This is a genomic window from Pseudomonas sp. AC112, from assembly GCF_979253545.1.
The window spans coordinates 726,525-741,142 of record NZ_CEEDCM010000001.1; the positions used below are offsets into that span (position 1 = coordinate 726,525).

At 60.9% G+C, this 14,618-nt stretch carries 13 protein-coding genes; 8 read left to right on the plus strand and 5 right to left on the minus strand.

The annotated features are described in order from the left end of the window. Window positions 1-57: 57 nt before the first annotated feature. On the minus strand, window positions 58-900 hold the full coding sequence (gene pcaR / locus AC0IYN_RS03525; protein WP_025855315.1) for a pca regulon transcriptional regulator PcaR: 843 nt from the start codon (window positions 898-900) through the stop codon (window positions 58-60). A gap of 557 nt (window positions 901-1,457) precedes the next feature. On the opposite strand from pcaR, the gene AC0IYN_RS03530 reads away from it, so the two are divergent. Both AC0IYN_RS03530 and AC0IYN_RS03535 read left to right on the plus strand, forming a co-directional pair. Further along, entirely contained in the window at window positions 1,458-1,658 is a 201-nt protein-coding gene (locus AC0IYN_RS03530; protein ID WP_003189295.1) for a hypothetical protein, read from the plus strand. Window positions 1,659-1,971: 313 nt separating this feature from the next. Further along, complete coding sequence (locus tag AC0IYN_RS03535) at window positions 1,972-3,447, plus strand: inorganic phosphate transporter (RefSeq protein ID WP_010212339.1); 1,476 nt, start codon at window positions 1,972-1,974, stop codon at window positions 3,445-3,447. Between the two features lie 151 nt (window positions 3,448-3,598). Here AC0IYN_RS03535 and ccoM read toward each other — a convergent pair whose 3' ends face one another. Together ccoM and AC0IYN_RS03545 are read right to left on the minus strand one after the other, a co-directional pair. Next, the gene (ccoM, locus tag AC0IYN_RS03540; RefSeq protein WP_275957920.1) at window positions 3,599-3,715 is read right to left on the minus strand and encodes a cytochrome c oxidase subunit CcoM; all 117 of its coding nucleotides are present in this window, start codon (window positions 3,713-3,715) and stop codon (window positions 3,599-3,601) included. Window positions 3,716-3,858: 143 nt separating this feature from the next. Continuing rightward, window positions 3,859-4,053, minus strand: coding sequence for a hypothetical protein (locus AC0IYN_RS03545; protein ID WP_141537463.1), 195 nt, complete (start codon window positions 4,051-4,053; stop codon window positions 3,859-3,861). 99 nt (window positions 4,054-4,152) lie between these two features. On the opposite strand from AC0IYN_RS03545, the gene AC0IYN_RS03550 reads away from it, so the two are divergent. The 3 genes from AC0IYN_RS03550 to AC0IYN_RS03560 all read left to right on the plus strand — a co-directional run bounded on the left by AC0IYN_RS03550 (window position 4,153) and on the right by AC0IYN_RS03560 (window position 6,758). After that, window positions 4,153-5,019: a LysR substrate-binding domain-containing protein gene (locus AC0IYN_RS03550; RefSeq protein WP_458376484.1), complete on the plus strand. Its 867-nt coding sequence runs from the start codon at window positions 4,153-4,155 to the stop codon at window positions 5,017-5,019. 90 nt (window positions 5,020-5,109) lie between these two features. Beyond that, window positions 5,110-5,580, plus strand: a complete 471-nt coding sequence (locus tag AC0IYN_RS03555) for a RidA family protein (RefSeq protein WP_406597779.1) — start codon at window positions 5,110-5,112, stop codon at window positions 5,578-5,580. Beyond that, the gene (locus AC0IYN_RS03560; protein WP_471840545.1) at window positions 5,577-6,758 is read left to right on the plus strand and encodes an aminotransferase class V-fold PLP-dependent enzyme; all 1,182 of its coding nucleotides are present in this window, start codon (window positions 5,577-5,579) and stop codon (window positions 6,756-6,758) included. Before AC0IYN_RS03555 ends, AC0IYN_RS03560 begins: the two co-directional genes overlap by 4 nt. Here the strand turns inward: AC0IYN_RS03560 and AC0IYN_RS03565 are convergent. Continuing rightward, window positions 6,755-7,096, minus strand: coding sequence for an aspartate-semialdehyde dehydrogenase (locus tag AC0IYN_RS03565; RefSeq protein WP_078047265.1), 342 nt, complete (start codon window positions 7,094-7,096; stop codon window positions 6,755-6,757). The genes AC0IYN_RS03560 and AC0IYN_RS03565 overlap by 4 nt on opposite strands. A 219-nt stretch (window positions 7,097-7,315) precedes the next feature. On the opposite strand from AC0IYN_RS03565, the gene rapA reads away from it, so the two are divergent. Further along, entirely contained in the window at window positions 7,316-10,162 is a 2,847-nt protein-coding gene (gene rapA, locus AC0IYN_RS03570) for an RNA polymerase-associated protein RapA (RefSeq protein WP_406597777.1), read from the plus strand. An 85-nt stretch (window positions 10,163-10,247) separates the two neighbouring features. Here the strand turns inward: rapA and AC0IYN_RS03575 are convergent, their stop codons facing one another. Beyond that, window positions 10,248-11,594 carry a spinster family MFS transporter gene (locus tag AC0IYN_RS03575; RefSeq protein ID WP_406597776.1) on the minus strand — a complete coding sequence of 449 codons (1,347 nt, stop codon included), beginning with the start codon at window positions 11,592-11,594 and terminating at the stop codon, window positions 10,248-10,250. 251 nt (window positions 11,595-11,845) lie between these two features. On the opposite strand from AC0IYN_RS03575, the gene AC0IYN_RS03580 reads away from it, so the two are divergent. Both AC0IYN_RS03580 and AC0IYN_RS03585 read left to right on the plus strand, forming a co-directional pair. After that, window positions 11,846-12,211, plus strand: a complete 366-nt coding sequence (locus tag AC0IYN_RS03580) for a YkgJ family cysteine cluster protein (RefSeq protein WP_406597775.1) — start codon at window positions 11,846-11,848, stop codon at window positions 12,209-12,211. Window positions 12,212-12,351: 140 nt separating this feature from the next. Then, a complete protein-coding gene (locus AC0IYN_RS03585) occupies window positions 12,352-14,616 on the plus strand; it encodes a putative bifunctional diguanylate cyclase/phosphodiesterase (RefSeq protein WP_406597774.1) in 2,265 nt (754 codons plus the stop codon). Window positions 14,617-14,618 lie beyond the last annotated feature (2 nt).

A 14,618-nucleotide genomic window follows, 5' to 3' on the forward strand; every position in this document is an offset into this window, starting at 1 on the left:
AGCCAGGGGAAACAGCGTCAATTGACCAGACCGGGATCTGTGCGGTCACCGAACAGCTTAGGCAAACAGCTGCGCGCTCAACTCGCGGCTGGCGCTGAGCATGCTCGGCAGGAAGCGTTGTTCCAGCTCGCTGCGGCTGACCCGGCCGGCGTGGGTGCTGACGTTCAACGCAGCCAGCACCTGGCCGGAGGCGTCATAGACCGGCACGGCAATGGAACGCAGGCCCTGTTCGAGTTCCTGGTCGACGATGCACCAGCCCTGCTGACGCACTTGTTGCAGGCATTCGAACAGCGCCTCAGGCGTGGTCAGGGTGCGGCTGGTCTTGGTTTGCAGATCGGCATGGTCGAGGTAATCCTGCAGCGAGGCGTCGTCCAGCGCCGCGAGCAGGATGCGCCCCATGGAGGTGCAATAGGCCGGCAGCCGGCCACCCACCGACAGGTCCACGGAAATCAGGCGCTGGGTGGTGGCCGAACGGGCGATGTAGAGAATGTCGTCGCCTTCGAGGGTGGCCATGTTGCAGGCTTCGTGGAGTTGCTCGCTCATGCGGTCCAGATAAGGCTGGGCCGACACCGCCAGCGGCGTCGACGACAGGTAGGCGTGGCCCAGGGTCAGGACTTTGGGCAACAGCGAATAGGTCCGCCCGTCAGTGGTGGCGTAGCCGAGCTTGATCAAGGTGTGCAGGCAACGGCGCACGGCGGCGCGGGGGATTTCGGTACGGTGGCTGATCTGCGCGATGGTGAGGTGACGCTTGCGCTCCTGAAACGCCTGCACCACGGCCAGGCCACGGGCCAGGGAGGTCATGAAGTCCGGATCACCGGTAAACGCCTGGATGCGCTTGGCCGGCGAAGCAACGATCGGCGGCGCCACTGACGCGAAGGAATTGCGCAATTGATCGTTCATGTCGGGATCCTTTCTCTTATTGTCAACCGCAGGGGAGGTTTGGCTGCTATTACAAGCCGCGTCAGCCGGGATGCACAAGGCAGGGCCGACAACATTGTGCGATTATCGGACGGCCAATCGATTATCGCAATTTGCCGGCGGACAGCCATGGCCGGGGTGCAGGGCTGTTGGAAATTAAGCGGTGCTTATTAATCTCCGAAGTTAGGTGAGTTTATGACGCCAATATTTGCGCAGTTACCCAAGGGGTCGTGTAACAAAACGCTCACACAAAGTTGACGGTTTTTAACTTTATGCTGATAGTGTTATTCAAATGCGCCGCTATAATGCACGCTATGCGCAGGTCCGCCCGGTTGCATGATCGGGACTGGAGCTCGCCAGGCACTGCACGGGTCGTGCAGTGTCGATTGCAACTACTTGCCCCGAATGACTGCACTCATCAAGTGCCGCCCTTACCTATTCCGAAGTTGGACGTTTCTACGGATCAACTTGGGACACCCCGAGGGCGCATTCCGGCATAACGCTGCAACGTATTTACTCTCTACTAATTAGGTAACAATGTGACGAAAGATGAACTGCGCGCGGAACTTGAGCGCCAGGAGCAACGTTACAAGGACGTTTACGGCGGGGAAGTCACCACCTACGCCGCCCAGCCTGAACCTGAACGCAAACCATGGCGTAAACGAGCCAGCCTGCTCGACCAGGCATTTGCCCAGGAAATCCAAAAGATTGAACAGGAACTCAAAACCGAAGAGCCATAAGCAATTTGGTTTGAGCCTCAAGGTTTGGCCTCGGCTACTGGCACATAGCTAGTAGCCAGCCACTTTGCATACCACTGCCGTCTGTAAAATTTCATACAAATGTTTCAGGGGTGACGATTTTGTGACAATCCCCCGCCCTAGACCCCCTGCGCTTTATAAATCAAAGACTTGCCAGAGCCCCGAAAACCCTGGGATGCACGCCTTTTACCGGTTTTTTTTCAGGGAAGATTGTTACCGATGAGCAGCTAGTGCATCGATTACTGAGGTTTTCTGGCATAATCGCGCCCCCTTACGACCGGGTCAGAAAACCTTCATGATCGATTTATTCAGCGGACTGGATGCTTGGGTTCTCGTGAGCCTGTTGCTCGCCCTGGCCTTTGTCCTCGCCTTCGAGTTCATCAATGGCTTTCATGACACCGCTAACGCGGTGGCCACAGTCATCTATACCAAAGCCATGCCGCCACACCTGGCCGTGTTCTTCTCCGGGGTGTTCAACTTCCTCGGCGTGTTGCTCGGTGGTGTCGGTGTCGCCTACGCCATCGTGCACTTGCTGCCGGTGGAGTTGCTGATCAACGTGAACACCGGCCATGGCCTGGCGATGGTCTTCTCTTTATTGGCAGCGGCGATCACCTGGAACCTGGGCACCTGGTACTTCGGTATCCCGGCCTCCAGTTCCCACACCCTGATCGGTTCGATCCTCGGTGTCGGCCTGGCCAATGCCCTGATCAACGACATCCCCCTGGCTGACGGTGTGAACTGGCAGAAAGCGGTGGATATCGGCGCCTCCCTGGTGTTCTCGCCGATGGCCGGCTTCCTGGTCGCAGCCCTGGTGCTGATCGGCCTGAAGTGGTGGCGCCCGCTGTCGAAGATGCACAAGACCCCAGACCAGCGCCGCAAGCTCGATGACAAGAAGCACCCGCCATTCTGGAACCGCCTGGTCCTGGTGATCTCCGCCATGGCCGTGAGCTTTGTGCACGGCTCCAACGACGGCCAGAAAGGTATCGGCCTGATCATGCTGGTGCTGATCGGTATCGTGCCGGCACAGTTCGTACTCGACTTGGGCAGCACCACTTACCAGATCGAACGTACTCGCGATGCGACCGTGCATTTGAGCCAGTTCTACCAGCGCAACAACGCCACGCTCGGCGAGTTCCTGGCCCTGGGCAAAAGCGTGAAGAACGATCTGCCAGGCAAGTTCCAGTGCAACCCACAGCAGACCGAGCCGACCATCAACGCGCTGGTCGACACCTTGAAAGGCGTGTCCGACTATCATTCGCTGACTTCTGACCAGCGCATTGAAGTGCGTCGCTATCTGCTCTGCCTGGACGACACCGCGAAGAAAGTCGGCAAGCTGCCAGGCCTGGATGCCCGTGAGAAATCCGACCTCGACAAGCTGCGCAAAGACCTGACCGCCACCACCGAATACGCACCGTTCTGGGTAATCCTCGCCGTTGCACTGGCCTTGGGCCTGGGCACCATGGTGGGCTGGAAGCGTGTGGTTCTGACCATCGGCGAGAAGATCGGCAAGCAGGGCATGACCTATGCCCAGGGCATGTCGGCGCAGATCACCACCGCAACCATGATTGGCTTTGCCAACATCTTTGCGCTGCCAGTATCCACCACCCACGTACTGTCGTCGGGTGTGGCCGGTACCATGGTCGCAAACAAAAGCGGCCTGCAAGGCGGCACCGTGAAGACCATCCTGATGGCCTGGGTGCTGACCCTGCCCGCCACCGTGGCCCTGTCGGCCGGGTTGTTCTGGCTGGCGTCCAAGGCGCTGGGTAGCTGATAACCCGGCGGTAATAAAAAAGGTGCGATCCGCGAGGGTCGCACCTTTTTTTATGTTCGTATTTTTGTAGAAACCGACTCAAATAGCAGGCAAAAAAAGGGCGACCGAAGTCGCCCAAAATGCCTTGCGTGCCCATGTAATCCGGAAAGACCTATGGTTTTTTACGCTTGTTCGCGTCTTTCCAGATAAAAAATCCAAACCCTACAAAAAACATCACCATGAGGCTTACAGTCAGCACTCCGGCAAACACCACATTATCGAAAAACATGACCGGCCTCCTGCACTTGCCCTGTTGCGATAGGGCTAAGTTAATGGAGAAGGCGGATTGGAAAATTGACGGGGATCAATGTCGCCCGCGACGGGGCGTAAAGAAGGGCAATAACTGACCTGCATCAACGGATGCAGGCTGTTTCAACGCTTTTTTGGCTTGTTCTTCGGCTTTTTCTTCACTTTGCCCAGTGGCATGGCCTGTTCGAATGCCTGGCGCACTTCATTCAGGCGCTTGTCATTGAGGTCATGCACGCGCTTGGCACGTTCGGCATTCAGGTCGATTAGCTTGTCGTCTTCACTCATGGCTTGGCTTACGTCGTGGAGGGAATGGCTCAATAATGCGGCCTCCCCCGCCCAACGGCAAATCAGCCGGCGACAAAAAGCAGGCCATCGCCCAAAATCGGCACTTTCCCCCCGAATCAGGAGGCGCACCCGGTGGCCCTGCACAACGACCTTCCGCCACTGCTGGCCCTGCGTGCCTTCGAGGCCGTCGCGCGGCATCTGAGTTTTATCAAGGCGGCGAACGAGTTGTCGGTCACCCAAAGTGCCCTCAGTCATCAGGTGCAGAAATTAGAGCAGCACCTGGGTAAACCGCTATTTATCCGACGCACCCGCGCCATCGATCTGACTACCGACGGCCAACAGTACTACAACGAAATCCGCCCAGCGCTCGACGCCATCGCCGCCGCCACTCGCGCCCAGAGAACGGCGCCCAGCACCACCGTGCTGCGCGTCGGGCTGCTGGCCTCCTTCGCCACCCTATGGCTGGCGCCACGCCTGGCCGCCTTTCTGAACCGTTATCCGCATATCCAGGTGGAGTTGTTGCCGGCGATCCAACTGGCCAACGTCGCTGGCGCCGAAGTTGACCTGGCCATCCGCTACGGCAAGGGCGACTGGCCCGACGTGCAGGCCACGCGATTGATGCCAGAAGTCATCTCCCCGGTGTGCAGCCCGACGTTCAAGGCCCTGCATGACAGCCCGCTGCTGATGGCAACATCGCACCGGCCATTTGAATGGACCGACTGGTCCGAGCACTACCAGGTCGACCTCACCCGCAACCCCCGCGTAATGCTGCACGACTACAACATCGTGGTCGAAGCCGCCGTGGCCGGCCAAGGCATTGCCATGGGCCGTCATCGCCTGATCGAGCGTCGGCTGCAGGACGGCAGCCTGGTGGAAGCCTTTGATTGGCCGCCCTATCACAGCGACATTGGCTATTGGCTCATCGCCCCCCAAGGCGCTACCAGCGAAGCCGCTGCGTGTTTTAGCGAATGGCTGAAGGAGGCCTGCGCCGACGCGTGAGTTTTTTCGATACGTCGCGTGAGATCTATCCGTTTGTCGCCTATCGCCACACCTCACATGCTGGAACCTCCTGAACAGAGAGGTTTCATCATGAGCGACTCCCTCCGCCAACGCGTGCAAGCCCTGGGCCTCACCCTGCCCACGCCCAGCCAGCCGATTGCCAACTACATCAACCATGTCGTGAGCCAGCACCACCTGTTCGTGTCCGGGCAAATTCCCCTGGTGGAGGGTAAACCGGCTTATGTCGGTCGGCTGGGCGAGTCCATCAGCGATGACGAAGGCGCACACGCGGCAGAGCTGGCGGCCCTGGGCCTGCTCGGGCAGTTGAGCGATGCCCTCGGAGATGACCTGTCGCGCCTGGTGCGTACCGTGCGCCTGGGGGTGTTTATCGCCAGCAGCGGCGACTTCAAGCAACAAAGCGTGGTCGCCAACGGTGCCTCCAACCTGCTGGTCAACGCCCTCGGCGAAAAGGGCCGGCACGTGCGCACCGCCGTCGGTGTTTCCAGCCTGCCCGCCGGTGTGGCCGTGGAGGTTGATGCAATGTTCGAGCTGCGCCCGTGAGCCCGCTCGACGTCCTGCAGTTACGGGATGAGACGCCTGGCTGCCAGTCCGGCATCGTGCACTTCAACCCAGCCGGCGCCTCCCTGCCCAGCCAGGCGACTCTCGACGCGATCATCGAGCAACTGAAGCGGGAGGCCCGCGACGGCCCAATGGAGGCCAGCGAACATGGCGCAGTGCTGATGGAAAAAGCCCGTCGTGCCGCCGCGCAACTGCTTAACGCCCCCGCCTCATCCATCGCATTTGCCAGCAGTGGCTCGACCGCCTGGAGCATGGCATTCCAGGCCTTGGGGCCCTGGCAGCCGGGCGATCGCATTCTCGTGGGCCGCCATGAATGGGGGGGCAACCTGGCGAGCATGGACCTGGCGGTGCAAGCCGGCGCCCGGATAGAAGTCATCCCCTGTGATGAAAGCGGTGCCGTCTGCCCGCTGGCGCTGGGGTCGATGATTGATGCCAGCGTGAAGTTGATCGACCTCACCTGGCTCCCGGCCAATGGCGGGCTGATCAACCCTGCCCAAGCCATTGGCGACGTGGCCAGGCGTCACGCCATCCCCTACTTCATCGATGCCGGACAAGCCGTGGGCCAGGTGCCGGTGGATGTGCAAGCGCTGCAGTGCGATGTGCTCAAGTCGGCGGGGCGCAAGCACCTGCGTGGGCCGCGAGGCACGGCGCTGCTCTATGTGCGACCGGACTTTCTTGGGCGGTTGAACCCTGCTCAGCGCGACGTGTTTTCGGCGCCCTGGACCGCCCAAGGGTTTGACCTGCGCAATGATGCACGGCGCTTTGAAACCAGCGAAACATCCTTCGCCTTGCTGGCGGGGCTGGGCAATGCGCTGCAGGAGATGAATCGACTGGGCATCGAGCGCGTCTGGGAGAGGGTTTCGCAGACCAGCGCGCAAATCCGCGAAGCGTTGCAAGGGATTGAGGGCATTACCCTGCACGACCTGGGTACTCGTCAGTCCGGCTTGATCGCCTTCAACCTGGCTGGCTGGGATGCCTTTGAACTCAAGCGGCGCTTGGGGTTGAAGCGCATTAACATCGGGGCCAACGGTGTCGCGTATACGCCGCTGGACATGCAGGCGCGGGGCCTGGAAAGCGTGGTGCGTATTTCAGTCAGCCCGCTCAATAACGAGCACGATATCGAGTTGCTGATAGCCGCTCTACGGGAATTGCGCGACTAAACCTCGACGTCCACCCACAAGCCCTGGCGCGGGGCATCTTCGATCAACGGCACCACCGGCACGGTGTTGTCGGCGTTGAGCAGGTCCCCCGGAATGGCCAGGTGCTGCTCCGGGTCTTCGTCGGCCTCGCGCCGGCGTTTCTGCTGTTCCTGCTGGCGCCGTTGTTCTTCACGCAGCAAAAAGGTCGAGGTCTCGGCATCGCCCTTTTTCAGGTCGATCGTGCTCTCGTTGGAGCCCGGCTGAACGGGTACCACGGGCGGGATATCCGGCTTCTGGCGCACCGGATCGAGTTGTGACGTCACCGGCACAACGCTGACGGGCAACATGGGTGGCAGCATAATGATTATTCTCCTGATCAACAGGCTTTCGGCGGGTTGCAGGGCGACTTGAGCACAGGCTCGCCAACCTGTGACCCAGTCGACACTCGCAAGTGCCCGCCACCCGTCGATTCAGCCTCCGATACGCCGCGCCAAGGGAGTAGTTTTTCTCAGAGTCCTTGGGCGTGGGGGCTTGTTCCGTTAAGATAGTCGGCTTTTTCACGGCGGGAGTCAGGCAGCATGGCGCAGCAGTATCAACCGGGGCAACGCTGGATTAGTGACAGCGAAGCAGAGCTGGGGTTAGGCACCGTTCTGGCACAGGACGGCCGCTTGTTGACCGTGCTCTATCCGGCCACTGGCGACACCCGCCAGTATGCGCTACGGAATGCGCCCCTCACTCGCGTGAGGTTTTCGCCGGGCGACTCCATCACCCATTTCGAAGGCTGGAAAATGACCGTGCAGGAAGTCGACGACGTCGATGGCCTGCTGGTGTACCACGGCCTCAATGGGCAGAACGAGCAGGTCACCCTGCCGGAAACCCAACTCTCCAACTTCATCCAGTTCCGCCTCGCCAGCGACCGTCTGTTCGCCGGGCAGATCGACCCGCTGGCCTGGTTCTCGCTGCGCTACCACACCCTGGAACACACCAGCCGCCAGTTGCAGTCCTCGCTCTGGGGCCTGGGTGGCGTGCGTGCGCAACCTATTGCTCACCAACTGCACATCGCCCGCGAAGTCGCTGACCGTATCGCGCCTCGGGTATTGCTGGCTGACGAAGTGGGCCTGGGCAAAACCATCGAAGCCGGCCTGGTGATCCATCGCCAATTACTGTCGGGCCGCGCCAACCGCGTGCTGATCCTGGTCCCGGAAAACCTGCAGCACCAATGGCTGGTGGAAATGCGCCGCCGCTTCAACCTGCAGGTTGCGCTGTTCGACGAAGAACGCTTTATCGAAAGCGATGCCACCAACCCGTTCGAAGACACCCAGTTGGCGCTGGTCGCACTGGAGTGGCTGGTGGACGACGAAAAGGCCCAGGACGCGTTGTTCGCTGCGGGCTGGGACCTGCTGGTGGTCGACGAAGCTCACCACTTGGTGTGGCACGAAGACAAGGCCAGCCCCGAGTACTCGCTGGTTGAACAACTGGCCGAAGTGATCCCGGGCGTGCTGCTGCTCACCGCCACCCCGGAACAGTTGGGCCAGGACAGCCACTTCGCGCGCCTGCGCCTGCTCGACCCGAACCGTTTCCACGACCTGCAAGCCTTCCGCGCCGAAAGCGAGAACTATCGCCCGGTCGCCGAAGCCGTGCAGGAGCTGCTGGACAAGGGGCGCCTCTCCCCTGCGGCACACAAGACCATCCAGGGTTTCCTCGGCAACGAAGGTGAAGCGCTGCTCACCGCCGTCAACGATGGCGACACCGAAGCCAGCGCACGCCTGGTGCGTGAGTTGCTCGACCGTCACGGCACTGGCCGCGTGCTGTTCCGCAACACCCGCGCCGCCGTGCAAGGCTTCCCGGAGCGCAAGCTGCACGCCTACCCGCTGCCGAACCCGGACGAGTACTTGGAATTGCCGCTGGGCGAACACGCCGAGCTGTACCCGGAAGTCAGCTTCCAGTCGCAGCCGGACGTCGAAGAAGAAAACCGCTGGTGGCGCTTCGACCCACGGGTAGAGTGGCTGATCGACCAGCTGAAAATGCTCAAGCGCACCAAGGTTTTGGTGATCTGCGCCCACGCCGAAACCGCGATGGACCTGGAAGACGCGCTGCGCGTGCGCTCCGGCATTCCGGCCACGGTGTTCCACGAGGGCATGAACATCCTCGAGCGTGACCGCGCCGCCGCCTACTTCGCCGATGAAGAATTTGGCGCCCAGGTGCTGATCTGCTCGGAAATCGGCAGTGAAGGCCGCAACTTCCAGTTCTCCCACCACCTGGTGCTGTTCGACCTGCCATCCCACCCCGACCTGCTGGAACAGCGGATCGGCCGTCTGGACCGGATCGGCCAGAAGCACGTGATCGAACTGCACGTGCCGTACCTGGAAACCAGCCCGCAAGAGCGCCTGTTCCAGTGGTACCACGAAGCGCTGAACGCCTTCCTCAACACCTGCCCGACCGGCAACGCCTTGCAGCACCAGTTCGGCCCACGCCTGCTGCCGCTGCTGGAAAATGCCGACGACGGCGAGTGGCAAGCCCTGATCGACGAGGCCCGTGCCGAGCGCGAGCGTCTTGAAGAAGAGCTGCACACTGGTCGCGACCGCCTGCTGGAACTCAACTCCGGCGGCGCGGGTGAAGGTGATGCGCTGGTCGAGGACATCCTGGAGCAAGACGACCAGTTCGCCCTGCCGATCTACATGGAAACCCTGTTCGACGCGTTCGGCATCGACAGCGAAGACCATTCGGAAAACGCGCTGATCCTCAAGCCCAGCGAAAAAATGCTCGACGCCAGCTTCCCGCTGGGTGACGACGAAGGGGTGACCATCACCTACGATCGTAACCAGGCGCTGTCCCGTGAAGACATGCAGTTCATCACCTGGGAACACCCGATGGTGCAGGGCGGCATGGACCTGGTGCTGTCCGGTTCGATGGGCAACACCGCCGTGGCGCTGATCAAGAACAAGGCGCTGAAGCCGGGCACCGTGTTGCTGGAACTGCTCTACGTCAGTGAAGTGGTGGCCCCGCGTTCGCTGCAACTGGGCCGTTACCTGCCACCGGCCGCCCTGCGCTGCCTGTTGGATGCCAATGGCAACGACCTGTCCAGCCGCGTGTCGTTTGAAACCCTCAACGACCAGCTGGAAAGCGTGCCACGCGCCAGCGCCAACAAATTTATCCAAGCCCAGCGCGATCAGCTGACGCCACGGATCAACGCAGGTGAAGAGAAGATCACCCCGCGTCACGCCGAGCGTGTGGCCGAGGCCAAGCGTCGCCTGGCGGCAGACACCGACGAAGAACTGGCGCGCCTGACCGCGTTGCAAGCGGTCAACCCGACCGTGCGTGACAGCGAACTGGTTGCCCTGCGCACCCAACGCGAGCAAGGCCTGGCCATGCTGGACAAGGCGGCGCTGCGACTGGAAGCGATTCGGGTGTTGGTCGCGGGTTGATCACCGTCCTGCTCCGCCAATAAAGAAGGCCCGCGCAATGCGGGCCTTTTTTTGCCTTGAGGGACCTTTAGGGGGCACCTCGGTCTCAAGCCGTCGCTGCGGACGCCGGCACCTCAACCACCCCCAACCCATCCTTCATCCGCTTGGCATCGCGCACAAAACTGCGCGACGCCTGGAACAGAAACAGCATGGTCAGGAACAACGCCACCGGAATCAGGTACATGGCGTCATGCAACCCCACCGCCTTGTAAGCCTCGGTCATCTGCTCCGCCCCCGCCGCATACATCGCCGAATGGGCAAAGTGATCGGACAGGCCCCCGACAACGATCGGCCCCATGCCGCCGCCCAGTAAATACAGCCCGGCAAAAAACAGCGCCATGGCCGTGGCCCGCAGGCGCGGTTCGACCACGTCCTGGATCGCCGTGTACACGCAAGTGTAGAAGTTATAGGCGAACAGCCAACCCACACTGAACAGCGCCACGAATACGCCGATCTCGATGCGCCCGGCGTGCAACGCCCAGGCTGTGGTCACGGTGGAGATGATCAGGCTGAACGCGGCGAACAACAGCCGGCCGTTGGCGACACGCTGGTGGATCTTGTCGGCGATCCAGCCACCCAGGGTCAGGCCAACCAGGCCGGTGATCCCCACGATGACCCCGGTGGCGACCGCTGCTTCTTGCAACGGCATCAGGAAGTAACGCTGCAACATCGGCACCAGGAACGAGTTACACGCGTAGGTGGCGAAGTTGAAGCACAGCCCGGCCAGCACCAGCCACAAGAAGGTCGGCACCGCCAGTACGCGGCGGATCGGGCGGTCGACGCGTTCCTGGGAGACTTGCACGGTTTCTGCCGCACCGCGCTTGGGTTCCTTGATGTAGAACATGAACACCGCGAGGATCAGCCCCGGCACCGCCGCGATAAAGAACGGTGCGCGCCAGCTGTCGAACGCCTTGACCATCCAGCCGATGGTGAAGAATGCCAGCAACAGCCCCAACGGCAGGCCCAGCATGAAGATCCCCATGGCCCGCGCGCGGCGGTGCGCCGGGAACAGGTCGCCAATCAGCGAATTCGCGGCCGGCGCATAGCTCGCTTCGCCGATGCCAATGCCCATGCGCACCAGCAAAAACGTCCAGAAACTGCCGACCATGCCGTTGACCGCCGTCAGCCCGCTCCAGGCGAACAGGCCCCAGCCCATGAGCTTGCTGCGCGAACCGGTATCGGCCAGGCGCCCGAGGGGCAGGCCGGCGATGGCATAGACGATGGTGAAGGCGGTGCCGATGATGCCGAGCTGAAAGTCGCTCAGGTGCCATTCCATGCGGATTGGCTCGATGATAATCGCGGGAATGGTGCGATCGAAGAAATTGAACAGATTGGCGAGGAACAGCAGGAACAGAATGCGCCAGGCATTCGCCGCTTGGGTCGAGTTCTGCATGGGTCCGTCTCTTTTATTGTTATGAGAGCTGCGATGCCCGATGCATCCTGCCCGGTACCTGCAACATAGTCAGGCAGGGCCCGGTTGTCTGTAATGATTCGTAAAGCTGATAGGGCATGATTTCACCCGCGAGCACGGGACTTTGCCTACAAAAATATAAGTGCGCGCCCCCCTTCCCAATGGCCATGGCACGGATAGAATGGCGAGCCTTCCGTAGCATCCCCCCTTACTTTTTCTTATCGATGACGCCCATGTCCGAAGCCAGTCCGTGTCTGAATTGCGGTGCCTGCTGTTCACACTTTCGTGTGTCTTTCTTCTGGGGAGAGTGCGCCTCGTCGGGGGGCACGGTGCCCGATGACCTGGTGGTACAGATCAATCACACCCGCGTGGCAATGATCGGCACCGACCAGAAACCCGCGCGCTGCTGCAGCCTTGAGGGTGAAGTGGGCCAAGGCACTCGCTGCACGATCTACGAACAACGCTCAAGTGTGTGCCGCGAATTCGAGTCCTCGTGGTACCAGGGCGTGCAGAACGTCGATTGCGATGCCGCGCGGGCAGCGTTTGGCCTGGCGCCGCTGGAACCACCGTTCGAGCTGGACCTGCCTATCAGCGCTTAGCATCAAACGCTATGGACGGCATGCCAAAATCGTAGAGAAGCAAAGTGCCATTACTTACTGGCGAATTCTCCTACGCGTCTACACTCGTCTTAATAGGTCATCGCCTTGTGCAGTGACGTGACGCTATGACGGGACATGCTATGGAATGGCTGGGTCTTCACTTTTTCACCGCGCTTCCGGAGAGCGGGCACCTACTTCTCAATTGCAGTCATAACCCGTTCCTGGTGCTGCTGGCGTATCTGGTTGCGTGCGCGGCAGGTTTCGGCACGCTGGACATGGCTGAGCGTGTCGGCCATGTCGAGGACCCTACTGCGCGTCGCCACTGGCGCTGGCTGGGTGCCGGCTGCCTGGCCGGTGGGATCTGGTCCACCCACTTCATCAGCATGCTGGCCTTCCAGGCGCCCATCGCGATTCACTACGACCTCTTGATGACCTTCGCGTCCTTGCTGATCGCCTTGATCGCGTCGCTGTTCGCCATGCAAACCCTCAGTCACCCCACCCTGCGCTTTCACCAGTATTTGCTGGCGTCGGTCTGGATGGGGATCGGCATCGCGTTGATGCACTACGTGGGCATGTCGGCCATGCGCTCCCAGGCCCAGCTGTATTTCGATTCGGGACTGTTCCTGGCCTCGGTGGGCATCGCCATGGGCGCCAGCCTGGCTGCGTTGTTGCTGTCGAGTTACTTGCGCACCGGCTCAGGCGTATTCCATCAGTTGCTCAAATATGCCGCGAGCCTGATCTTGGGCGCGGGAATCCTGAGCATGCATTTTACCGGCATGGCCGCCATGCAGTTGATCGTCCCCACTGGCGCTGACCTCTCGTTGCCGTTGGACAACAACCCGATCCAGCTTGGGCTGTCGGTGGCGGTCATCACGTTGCTGGTGATTGGCAGCAGCATCAGCGCCGCCCTGGCCGACAAAAAGCTGCAGCACAAGGAACGCGACCTGCGCCGGGTCAATGCGCTGCTCAGCGAACTCGACCAGGCCCGCGCTTCATTGCAACAGGTCGCCCATTACGACGCCCTCACCAGCCTGCTCAATCGCCGGGGTTTCAACCAGATCTTTGCGGAGAAACTCGCCGAAAAAACCGCCTCTCACGGCATGATGGCGGTGATCTTCCTCGATATTGACCACTTCAAGCGCATCAACGACAGCCTCGGGCATGACGCCGGCGACCAATTGCTCACCGTGCTGGCCGGGCATATCAAGGGCTCGGTGCGCAGCCACGCGGATGTGGTGGCACGGTTTGGCGGCGATGAGTTCTGCATCCTGATCAGCATCCACCACCGCGACGAAGCCCGGCACCTGGCCCAACGCATCATGCAGCAGATGAAAGAACCCATCGAGCTGGCCGGCCGACGCATGGTGATGACCACCAGCATTGGCATCAGCCTGTTCCCCGATGACGGCCTGACCTGTGAAGAACTGCTGAAAACCGCCGACCTGGCGCTGTACCAGTCCAAGGATACCGGTCGCAACAGCCTGAATTTCTTCAGTTCCAACCTGAAGACCCGCGCCTTCCTCGAACTGCAACTTGAAGAGGAACTGCGCGGTGCCCTGCGCGCGCGCAACCAGCTGGTACTGTTTTACCAACCGATCTTCGACCTGAAACTGGGCAAGGTCACGCGGCTGGAAGCCTTGGTGCGCTGGCAACACCCACAGCATGGGTTACTGGCCCCAGACCGCTTTATCGGCATCGCCGAGAGCAACGGACTGATTGCCGAATTGGACCACTGGGTATTGCGCCAAGCCTGCCATGACCTAAGCCTGCTGTCTGACCGTGGCTACACCGACCTGACCATGTCGGTGAATTGCTCGGCCCTGAACCTGGCCCGTGATGAACTGGCGGATGAAATCGAAGATGCGCTGCGCTTTAGCGGAATCGGCGCCAACCGCCTGGAGCTGGAAGTCACTGAAAATGCGCTGATGGGCAATATCAGCAGCACCCTGGCGTTGCTGCGGCAAATCCGTGCGCTGGGCGTATCGCTGGCGATCGACGACTTCGGCACCGGCTATTCGTCCCTCGCCTACCTCAAGCGCCTGCCACTCAACACGTTGAAGATCGACCGTTCGTTTATCCAGGACATTCCCAAATCCACCGCCGACATCGAGATCGTCCAGGCGATTATCGGCATGGCCCACACCCTGCACTTGCAGGTGGTCACCGAAGGCGTGGAAACCCAAGCCCAATTCGAGCTGCTGCTCAAACATGGCTGCGATTACATCCAGGGTTACCTGCTGAGCCCGGCGGTGCCGGCGAGCGACATCATCGGGGTCATGCAAGGCATCAACACGCGCAACCCGCTTTACCCGCACAGCCAGGCAGGCAACAAAGACAACAGCTCACCTAAAGCCCCCTCTCCTACACTCGGCGGTTCCACATCCATCGTCAGGCCAATTCGCTGACG

What these genes read in the sequence shown, in the direction of transcription:
- pcaR (WP_025855315.1), bottom strand. Translation starts at nt 900, where the DNA reads ATGAACGATCAATTGCGCAATTCCTTCGCGTCAGTGGCGCCGCCGATC.
- AC0IYN_RS03535 (WP_010212339.1), top strand. Translation starts at nt 1,972, where the DNA reads ATGATCGATTTATTCAGCGGACTGGATGCTTGGGTTCTCGTGAGCCTG.
- ccoM (WP_275957920.1), bottom strand. Translation starts at nt 3,715, where the DNA reads ATGTTTTTCGATAATGTGGTGTTTGCCGGAGTGCTGACTGTAAGCCTC.
- AC0IYN_RS03555 (WP_406597779.1), top strand. Translation starts at nt 5,110, where the DNA reads ATGAGCGACTCCCTCCGCCAACGCGTGCAAGCCCTGGGCCTCACCCTG.
- AC0IYN_RS03565 (WP_078047265.1), bottom strand. Translation starts at nt 7,096, where the DNA reads ATGCTGCCACCCATGTTGCCCGTCAGCGTTGTGCCGGTGACGTCACAA.
- rapA (WP_406597777.1), top strand. Translation starts at nt 7,316, where the DNA reads ATGGCGCAGCAGTATCAACCGGGGCAACGCTGGATTAGTGACAGCGAA.
- AC0IYN_RS03575 (WP_406597776.1), bottom strand. Translation starts at nt 11,594, where the DNA reads ATGCAGAACTCGACCCAAGCGGCGAATGCCTGGCGCATTCTGTTCCTG.
- AC0IYN_RS03580 (WP_406597775.1), top strand. Translation starts at nt 11,846, where the DNA reads ATGTCCGAAGCCAGTCCGTGTCTGAATTGCGGTGCCTGCTGTTCACAC.
- AC0IYN_RS03585 (WP_406597774.1), top strand. Translation starts at nt 12,352, where the DNA reads ATGGAATGGCTGGGTCTTCACTTTTTCACCGCGCTTCCGGAGAGCGGG.